The organism is Caballeronia sp. GAFFF2 (assembly GCF_023631485.1).
Classification (GTDB): domain Bacteria; phylum Pseudomonadota; class Gammaproteobacteria; order Burkholderiales; family Burkholderiaceae; genus Caballeronia.
Genome location: NZ_JALQDA010000053.1, coordinates 1 through 10,793 on the forward strand (window position 1 = coordinate 1; position 10,793 = coordinate 10,793).

2 protein-coding genes are annotated in these 10,793 nt (G+C 62.9%); both read left to right on the top strand.

Annotation, left to right across the window (positions count from 1 at the left end):
* On the top strand, positions 1 to 3,407 hold a 3,407-nt coding region (locus tag NCT04_RS32710; protein WP_250469973.1), incomplete at its 5' end, for a non-ribosomal peptide synthetase.
* Positions 3,400 to 10,793, top strand: a 7,394-nt coding sequence (locus NCT04_RS32715; RefSeq protein WP_250469974.1) for a non-ribosomal peptide synthetase, incomplete at its 3' end; no start/stop codon positions are given. The genes NCT04_RS32710 and NCT04_RS32715, both read left to right, overlap by 8 nt.

Genomic DNA, 10,793 nt, shown 5'->3' on the forward strand with positions numbered 1-10,793 from the left:
AATACGCGTATTGGCAAGCCACCCTCGGCGACGACCATCCGGTGCTTGAACTGCCCGTCGATCGTGTGCGGCGTGGCGCAGCCGACAGCACAGGCGCATGGATTCATCGCGCGATCGACGCAACGCTTGCGGGCAGGCTCGAATCGCTCTCGCACGCCCACAGCGCTACGCGCTTCATGACGATGCTCGCAGCGTTCGGCGCCGTCTTGCAAGGCTACAGTGGCCAGCGCGATGTGCGCATCGGCGTGCCGGTCGCCGGACGCGATCGTCTGGAAACGCAAGCGTTGATCGGTTTCTTCGTCAACACCGTGGTCATTCGCGTCGATACCGCACCAGGCACTGCGTTCGATGCGCGTCTCGCGCAGGTCCGTGAACGCGTGCTCGGCGCGCACGATCACGCGACCTTGCCGTTCGCCAGGCTCGTCGAGCGCCTGCAACCGCAACGCAGCATGAGTCACACGCCGCTGTTTCAGGTGATGTTCGACTACAGCGAGGCCGGCACCACGCTGTCCATGCCGGGCATCGAAGCTCAGGCGCTGGAAGGCGGAACCGGCACCGCGCAATTCGATTTGTCGATGCAGATCTCCGCCGATGCACAGGGCGCAAACCTTCACATCGGCCTCAATTACGCGACCGATATCTTCGACGAAGCCGCCATCGATCGCATCATCGACAGCTATGTCGCCGTGCTCGAACAGATTGCCGAACAACCTTCACGCCGCAGTTTCGATCTGCTCGATGCGACCCAGCGCGCCACGCTCGCGAATTGGACCCAGGGCGCACTACTGGCGCCCGAAACTGGCTTCGTACACCGACGTTTTGAAGCGCACGCTGCCGCGCGCCCGAACGACATCGCGCTCATGCTCGACGAGCAGACGCTCAGTTACGGCGAACTCGACGCACGCGCGAACGGCGTGGCGCATTGGCTGATCGCGCAAGGCGTGAAGCCCGACGACAGAATCGGCGTCGCGGTCGAGCGTTCCATCGGCATGATCGTGGCGCTGCTGGGCGTGCTGAAGGCAGGCGCGGCCTACGTGCCGCTGGACCCCGCCTATCCGGCCGACCGTCTTGTCTACATGATCGAAGACAGCAGCATCGCGATGCTGCTTACGCAAAGCGTATTGCGCTCGCGTCTACCTTTACCCGCTTTGCTGAAAACGGCGACGCTCGAAGCGATCGAGGCATCGGCCTCGCGTCACGACGACACGCTCATCGTCCCGCATGCACAGCATCTTGCCTATGTGATCTACACGTCGGGCTCGACCGGCAAGCCGAAGGGTGTCGGCATCGCGCATGGTGCTTTCGCGCAGCACGTCGATGTGTCGATCGACTTCTTCAGTTTGACGAACGCAGACCGCGTGCTGCAGTTCGCGACCTTCAACTTCGATGGCTTCGTCGAACAACTGTTTCCGGCGCTGTGCGTCGGTGCATCGGTGGTATTGCGTGGGCCGCAACTCTGGGACAGCGAGACCTTCATTCGACACGTGCTGCACGACCGCATCACCGTGGCCGATCTGACGACCGCCTACTGGCAGTTGCTCACGCAGGACCTCCAGACGCGCGGCGTGAACGACCTCGGCGCATTGCGTCGCGTCCATGCGGGCGGCGAGGCCATGTCGCTGGCCGCGCTCAGGCAATGGCGTAACACGCCTGCACTGGCGAACGTGAAGCTGCTCAACACCTATGGTCCGACGGAGGCGGCCGTCACCGCATCCACCTTCAATTGCAGCGCGGCGCAGGACATCGACGCCTTGCCCGCGCAGGTGCCGATCGGCACACCGCTCGCCGGCCGCGCGATGCATGTACTGACGCCCGAACTGACGCTCGCGCCCATCGGTGTGATTGGCGAAGTCGCGATAGGCGGCGCGATGCTGGCGCGCGGTTATCTGAACCGGCCGTCACTGACCGCCGACCGCTTCATCCCCGATCCGTTCGATGCCGACGGTCGCGGCGCGCGCCTGTATCTCACCGGCGATCTCGCGCGCCGCAATGCCAGGGGCGAACTCGAATACGTGGGTCGTATCGATCATCAGGTGAAGATTCGCGGCTTTCGTATCGAGCTGGGCGAGATCGAATCCGCGCTGCGCGCACAGGCGCTCGTGCGCGATTGTGCTGCGGCAGTGAGAGAGGTCGGCGGCGAGCCCATGCTGATCGGTTACATCGTGCCGGTGAACGCCGACGAGCGCATCGACACGCGCATGGTTCGCACGACGCTTGCGGCGAAGCTCCCGATCTACATGGTGCCGCAATGGATCGTCGTGCTCGACGCCTTGCCGAATTCACCGAACGGCAAGCTCGATCTGAAGGCCTTGCCGTTGCCCTCATCCGATCGCGACGCGGCATCGGATATCGAGCCAGGCACGGCCACCGAACTCGCGCTCGCGACGATCTGGCAGAAGGTGCTCGGCATCGCGCAAGTATCGGCCGATGACGATTTCTTTGCGCTCGGCGGTGACTCGCTGCGCACGCTGCAAGTCGCTCGTCTCGCACGCGAAGCCGGATTGCCGCCGCTCGGCATCGACACGCTGTTCGCCCGGCCGCGTCTTGCGGATCTCGCCGCGCATCTCGACGCACGGGGCGATGCGGTATCCGCGAGCGTCGTGCCGATGAACACCGCAGGCGCACCCGTCACCGCGTTCGCGATTCATCCGGCCTACGGACTAGTGGCCGAATACCGCACGCTGGCGCGCAGTCTCGACGGCATCGCGAGTATTCACGGACTGCAATCGCCGCTCTACGACGACGCGCACTGGTGGGCCGGCGATCTCGATGCGCTCGCACGCGACTATGCCGCACGCGTGCGAAGCGTGCAGCCGCATGGTTCCTATCGTTTCATCGGCTGGTCGCTGGGCGGTCTGCTGGCGGTCGAAATCGCCGCGCAACTGGAAGCGGCGGGTGAAACAGTGGACTTCGTTGCCCTGATCGATGCGGGCATGCAGAGCGAGATCGCGCTCGATGCGCAGCGCGCGCGCGAGGTGTTGGCGCGTCGGCGAACCGCATCGGCGGAAGAGGTCGCGCGCTTCTGGGATGAAGCGAGCGACGCGCACAAGCAATGGCAAGCCGAACTTGGCGAGGGCGCAAACGACGCCGATGTGATCGGTCATGCGCTCATCGCCATCGAGCAACTGCAGGCCTTGACGCAGGGCTGGCGGACGCGCTCGCTCCACGCGCCGCTGACCGTCTGGTGGTCCGAACGCGAACTCGACGGCACGCGGATCGACGACGCGACACTTGATCGAAAGACGGCGCTCTGGCGCGCTTGCAGCACGAACGAAACCACGCATGCCGGCACGATCGACACGGATCACGTCGGGATCGTGCGTCACGAAGCACTGTTGCGCGATCTCGCGGCACGACTCAAAGCATTGAGCGGTAAGGATGGGGATAAAGGACAGGCACATGGCTGACAACATGATCGGGCGCTTGCGCGAACTGGTGAACACGCGCGCTGACGATACCGCGCTGATCGTCGTCGATGCGAACGGCGACACACCGCTGACCTACGCACAACTCGGCGCTTACATCATGCGTATTGCGGCGTTTTTGCGTGACCATGAGGCGCAAAGCGAACGTGCGCTGCTTCTCATGGACAGCGGCGCGGACTATGTTGCGGCATTCTTCGCGTGTCTGCATGCGCACACCGTCGCGGTTCCCGCTTACCCGCCCGAGACCTTGCGCGCGCAGCATCTCGCCCGTCTTCAGGCCATCGCTGCCGATGCCGATGCGCGTTTCATCCTGACCACGCGCGCGCTGGCGCAACGATACGGCGATGCGTTCGCATCGATTGCGCCGCATGCGAAGCTGATCGAAGTGGATACGCTCGCAGCACATGAATCCGATGACGACTTCACCGCGTCGCACGTGGAAGCATCAGACCTCGCGTTTCTCCAATACACCTCGGGTTCGACCTCCACGCCGAAGGGGGTCATGGTCACGCACGGTGCGTACTGGGCCAACGAAATCGCGATACAAGAACGTCTTGGCGTGAGCGCCGACGATGTATTCGTGAGCTGGTTGCCGCTCTATCACGACATGGGCCTGATCGGCTCAATGTCTCAGCCGGTCTTCAGTGGCATCCCGCTGGTGCTGATGTCGCCGCAATTCTTCCTCGAACGGCCGGTGCGCTGGCTCGATGCGATTGCGCGTCATCGAGGCACCATCTCGGGTGGCCCGGATTTTTCGTACCGTCTGTGTGCGGACAGAGTCAGCGACGAGCAGATGGCATCGCTCGATCTCTCGACGTGGCGCGTCGCATTCTCGGGATCGGAACCCGTGCGACATGCCACGCTCGACGCCTTCGTCGAACGCTTCACGTCGTGCGGGTTCGACGCAAATGCGCTGTTTCCCTGTTACGGACTGGCGGAAGCGACGCTGCTGGTGACGGGCGTGCGGCGCGGCGCGGGTGTCACGCGTGCCTTGCTCGATGCAAACGCCCTTGAAAAAGGACTCACGCAAGCGACGCAGGACGAAGGCGTTACGCTCGTCTCGTGCGGCATCGTGCCGGCGGGTCATACGATCATGATCGTCGATCGGGCGAGTGGCGCACGTGTAACCGATGGCGTGGTCGGAGAGATTCTGGTGTGTGGGCCGAGCGTGACCGCCGGTTACTGGCGACGCGCGGAGGCGAGCGCGGAGACCTTCGTCGAGCGTGATGGTGAACGATGGCTGCGAACCGGCGATTTGGGTTTCCTTCACGACGGTGGCCTGTATGTGGCCGGACGCGTGAAAGATCTGCTGATCGTGCGCGGACGCAATCTCTATCCGCAGGACCTGGAACTCGTCATCGAGCGAGAGGTTGATCTGGTGCGACGCGGTCGCGTGGCCGCGTTCGCGGTGCAGATCGATGGCGCGGAATGCATCGGCGTGGCCGCTGAAATTTCGCGCGGCGTGCGCAAGCTCGTGCCTGCCGAGGCGCTTGCCGCAAGTATCAGCGAGGCCGTTGCCTTGACGGTTGGCGAGCCTGCTGCGGCGGTCGTGCTGCTTGAGCCGGGTGCGTTGCCGAAAACGTCGAGCGGGAAGGTGCAGCGCGCCGCGTGCGCGCGACGCTGGGCGGATCGCTCGCTGGAAGCCTATGCGTGGTTTTCGAACGGCGCGCGTATCGATCAGGATGCGGTGGCAGCGGTGCCGGATGCGCTGACGGATATTGAAGCGGAACTCGCGCGTATCTGGAATCAGGCGTTGGAATCGATGCCCGCTCGCCGCGATGACAGCTTCTTTCGCCTGGGCGGAAACTCGCTGGGGGCGGTGCGGGTAGCGTCCGCCGTCGGTACGCGTTGGTCCATCAAATACGATGCGCGCGATGTGTTCGAAGCGCCGTCGCTGGGTGCGGCTGCCGCGCTCATCGGAAAGCGTCTTACACAAGGAAGTGCGCTGCGACGCACACCGCTCGTAGCGCTTTCGCCGGAAGCGCGGCGCATGACGCGTGCATCGCATGCTCAACGTGCGCTGTGGATGACCTGGGCGCACGATCCGCAGAGCAGCGCGTACAACATGAGCGGCATTCTGTCGATCGATGGTCCCTTGCAGATCGACGCATTGCAGCGCGCCTTCGCGACGCTCGTTGCACAACACGATATTCTGCGCGCCCGCTTCGAACTGGACGATGAAGGTGAACTCGTGCAGATCGTCGACGACGGCTCGACGATCCCGCTCGAATGCTCGGAGGGATCGACGGATATCGAGTCGCGTATCGCTCATGCGCCATTCGATCTGGAGCATGGCCCCCTGCTGCGCGGTCATTTGATTCGCGCTAGTGAGAACGCGCATCGACTCGTACTGGCGGTGCATCACATCATCGCAGATGGATGGTCGGTGAACGTGCTGCTCGAATCGCTTGCACGGGCGTATCGTGCGGAAATGGAAGCTACACCGCTCACGGATGCACCGTCGTTTCAGTTCGCGGATTTTGCCGCGTGGGAACACAGCTCGGTCGATGAAGTAGCAATCGAGCGCGACATCGACTACTGGCGCAACCGGCTTTGCGCGGATGGCGATGCATCGCGCGTGGCTCGTCTGTTCGAGCGACGTGAGGCTTCGGCAACGGCACGCAATGGCGTTCAGCGCACGCGTGTCTTCAGTTTGAACGCTAAGCTTTCGTCGCAACTCCGCGCCTTCGGTGACACGCAAAACGCATCACTCTTCATGACGATGCTCGCCCCATTCGGCGCGACCTTGCAGGCCATCAGCGGCAAGCGGGATATCCGTATCGGTGCGCCCATGTCGACGCGTTGGCATGAAGAAGCGCACGCGGTCATCGGCTATTTCATCGGCATGCAGGTATTGCGACTCGAGATCGCGGAAGAGAGCACGCCACGCGCGCTCGTCGCGGCAGCGAAGGATGCGGTGCTGTCGGCGCAGGAACATCGCAACGTGCCCTATGACAGGCTCGTCGCTGCGCTGCTACCGAACCGTGTACGCGCCGACGATGCGTTGTTTCAGGTCAAACTCACCGAACAACGTCCCTTCGCGCTGGATGCGTTCGCGCCGCTCGCAACACGCTTCGATGTCGTGCATGGCGAAGTCGCACATTTCGATCTTGCGCTCGATTTCGTCGATCGTCCGACCGGTATCGAATGCATGCTGGCTTACGACGATGCGGTGTGCGATAACGCTTTGGCACGCAGAATCGAAGCGCTCTTGCCGCGCATGGTCGAAGCGCTGGTTTGCGCACCGGATAGCGCGATGCCGGTCAGCGAATCGGCCGCCGAGCCGGATGTGTTGACGCTGTGGAAGCGCAGTGTGATGCAGAATCCGCAGCGCGTATCGGTTCAGGATGTGAACCGCACGCTGAGCTATGCGGAACTCGACGCGGCATCGGATGCAATGGCGTCGCGCCTTCGCGATCTGGGATGCGCGCCTGAAGCGCGCGTGGCCGTGCTCGCGCCGCGCAGCGTGGAAATGGTGCTCGGCATGCTGGCCTGCTTCAAGGCCGGCGCAACGTGGGTGCCGCTCGATCCGCAGTTGCCGGTTGCACGTAACGCAGCGCAAATAGCGGATTGCGGCGCGGATATCGTGCTGTACGCAGCCGTTTGTCCTGACGAGATTGCCGCGCGTGCAAAGACCGTGCTTCCATTGGCATTCGATAACGAGGCCACGAGCTTTGCGCTACCGGGCATCGTCCACGCCGATCAGGCCGCCTACCTCATCTACACCTCCGGTTCGACGGGTAAGCCCAAGGGCGTGACCGTCACGCATGCGTCGCTCGGAAACTACGTGCGGAGCATGCTTCAAACCATCGACGTGGGCGACGGTGCAGCCTTCGCAATGGTCTCCACGCCCGCAGCCGATCTCGGGCATACCGCGCTTTTCGGTGCGCTGTGTTCAGCGGGCACGCTTCATCTGGTATCACCGGAAGACGCCTTCAATCCGGATTCCTTCGCGCATTACATGTCACGGCATCGCGTCGATGTATTGAAGATCGTGCCGAGTCATCTGGCGGCGCTGCTTTCGGCAAGCGATGCGCGCAAGGTGTTGCCGGCGCGTGCGTTGATTGTCGGCGGCGAAGCCACATCAGCGGCTTTGCTCGGGCAGATTGCAGCACTCGCACCCTCGTGTCGCATCTTCAATCACTATGGGCCGACGGAAACCACGGTCGGTATCGCCATGCATGCGATGTCGGGCGATCACGATATGACACGTGCGTTGCCGTTGGGGCATGCGCTTTCGCATGCACGCCTTTATGTGCTCGACGAGCGGATGGAGCCCGTGCAGCGCGGGGCAACGGGTGAACTGTATCTGGGCGGTGCGGGCGTTGCGCGCGGCTATCATGCGCAACCCGGACGCAGCGCCGAGCGCTTCGTGCCCAATCCGTTCGTGCCGGGTGCGCGCGTGTATCGGTCGGGCGACCGTGTGCGCGTCGGTCACGATGGCACGCTCGACTATCTCGGACGCGCCGACGATCAGGTCAAGATTCGCGGCTACCGCGTCGAACCGGGCGAGGTCGAACGCGTGCTGCGTGATGTACCGGGGGTTCGTTCAGCGGTCGTGTTGGCTTACGAGACGGACGGCATTGCACGGCTTGGCGCATGCGTGGCCGGGGCCGTGTCGGTAGAGGTCTTGACTGCGCACGCGTTGGCGGCATTGCCCGAGTACATGGCGCCTTCGGAGATGGTCGTCGTCGAACACTTGCCGCTCAATGCGAACGGAAAGATCGATCGAGGGGCTATCCTCGCGCGCTTCGCTGAAATCAAGCAGGCGCCCTCGCTAGAGGCAGATTCGGGACATACGCCGCGTGGCGAGACCGAACGAAAGCTCGCTGAGATCTGGGCCGAGGTGCTGCTTGTCGATTCGTCCACGATGCGACGTGACCGGCACTTCTTCGAAGCCGGTGGCGATTCGATTCTCGGACTCAAGGTCGTCGCGAAGGCGCGGAAGGCCGGGTTGAAGATCGCGCCGAAACAACTGTTCGGGCGGCATACGCTTGCGGAACTGGCGGCGGTTGCGCCCGTGAAGACAAGCGATGAGGCCATGCGTCGTTTGCCGGACGATGTTCGGGCGCGGACCGAGGCATCGTATGCGCAGCAGCGTCTGTGGTTCCTGTGGCAGTTGTCGCCGGAGAGCAGCGCGTATCACGTCTCGGGCGGCCTGCGTTTGCGTGGCGCGGTGAATCACGCAGCGCTGCGTGCGAGTTTCGAAGCAATCGTGGTGCGACATGAGAGCCTGCGCACGCGTTTCGTGGCCGATGTGAACGGTCGCGTCGAGCAAATCATCGATGCACAGGTCGCGCTGGACTGGCGCGCGGCATCGCTCGATGCGAGTGAATTCGATGCCACCGCGCGTGCTTTAGCTGCAGAGCCGTTCGATCTGCAACACGGCCCGTTGCTGCGTGTGGCCTTGTTCAGCGCGAGTGCGGAAGAACATTTGCTGGTGCCGTCGATGCATCACATCGTGTCCGACGGCTGGTCCGTGCAGGTGTTGCTCGATGAACTGGTGGCGCACTATCGCGCAGGCGTTTCAGGAACCGCAGTTGAGCGTGCCGCATTGCCCGTCCAGTACGCGGACTACGCCGCATGGCAACGCGACTGGCTCTACGCAGGCGAACGCGAACGTCAACTGGCCTACTGGAAAGCGACACTGGGCGATGAACATCCCGTGCTGGCCTTGCCCACCGATGCCCCACGTCCCGCACACGCGAGCTATCACGCAGGGCGTCATCGCGTGAGCCTGCCGCCGGCACTGGCCGATGCGGTGCGAGATCGTGCCCGCCAAAGCGGCGCCACGCCGTTCATGGTGATGCTGGCGGCGTTCCACGCGCTGCTGTATCGCTATACGGGCCAGCAGACGGTACGCACGGGCGTTCCGGTGGCGAACCGTCATCGGGTGGAAGTTGAAGGACTGATCGGCTTCTTTGTGAACACACAGGTAATGCAAAGCCGTGTCGACGCCTCGACGGACACGACGACATTGCTCGCACAGGTACGGGAAGCGACGCTCGGTGCGCAAGCGCATCAGGATTTGCCCTTCGATGTACTGATCGACGCACTGCGCCCGGAGCGCAGCCTGAGCCACACGCCACTGTTCCAGGTGATGTTCAATCATCAACGCCGTGACTGGCGGGTGCTGAAGGATTTGCCGTCACTGGAAATCGAGCCGTATGCGTTACCCGCCGAGATGGCGCAGTTCGAACTGCTGCTCGACACGCGTGAGGAAAGCGATGGGACGATATCGCTGGAATTGAGCTATGCACGCGAGTTGTTTGAGGCAGGAACGATTGCGCGCATGGCGCAGCATTACGAGGCGATGCTCAAGGCGCTTGTCGAAGGCACGGCGTTGATTATCGAAGTGCCGCTATTGAGCGCAGAAGAACGCGCAGAGATCGAAGGCTGGAGCCGCAACGACACGCGTTTCGAGCGTCACGAACCGGTGATCCATGGGTTCGAGCGCCACGCACAGCTGACACCGGACGACATTGCGCTGACCTTCGGCGATATCCGTCTGAGCTATGCCGAACTCAATGCGAAAGCGAATGGTCTGGCATATGAACTGATCGAACGCGGCGTGGGGCTGGAGTCGAAAGTAGGCGTAGCCGCAGAGCGTTCGGTGGAACTGGTCGTGGCGCTGCTGGCGATCATGAAGGCGGGCGGGGCATATGTGCCGCTGGACCCGACATTGCCAAACGAGCGGCTTGCAGAAATGCAGACCGATAGCGGCATGACGCTGGTGCTACGGGATATTGATGTATCAGGCGAAGATGCACGCAATCCTGACGTAGCCATCCAAGGGAACAATCTAGCCTACGTCATCTTCACATCAGGCTCGACGGGCCGTCCGAAAGGCGTCGGCAACACGCACGCTGCGCTATCGAATCGACTGCAATGGATGCAGCAGGCCTATCCGCTCGAACGCGGCGAAACGGTACTGCAAAAGACGCCGTTCAGCTTCGACGTATCGGTATGGGAATTCTTCTGGCCATTGATGGTCGGAGCACGTCTGGCGGTCGCCGCACCCGGTGCGCATCGCGATCCACTGCAACTGGCCCAGACCATCGTGCAACACGAGGTGAGCACGATTCACTTCGTCCCGTCGATGTTGCAGGCGTTCATCGAAAGTGAACACGCGCTGTCTTGCGCGGGCACATTGCGCCGAATCATCTGTAGCGGTGAAGCGCTGCCAGAAGAGTTGCAACGCAAGGTCTTCGCGCGTCTGCCGAATGTGGAACTGCACAACCTGTACGGCCCGACCGAAGCGGCGATCGACGTCACCGCGTGGCATTGCCGCGAAGAGCACCGGCCGGTGCCGATCGGCGCGCCGATTGCAGCGACACAGACGTGGGTACTCGATGAGCGTATGCAACC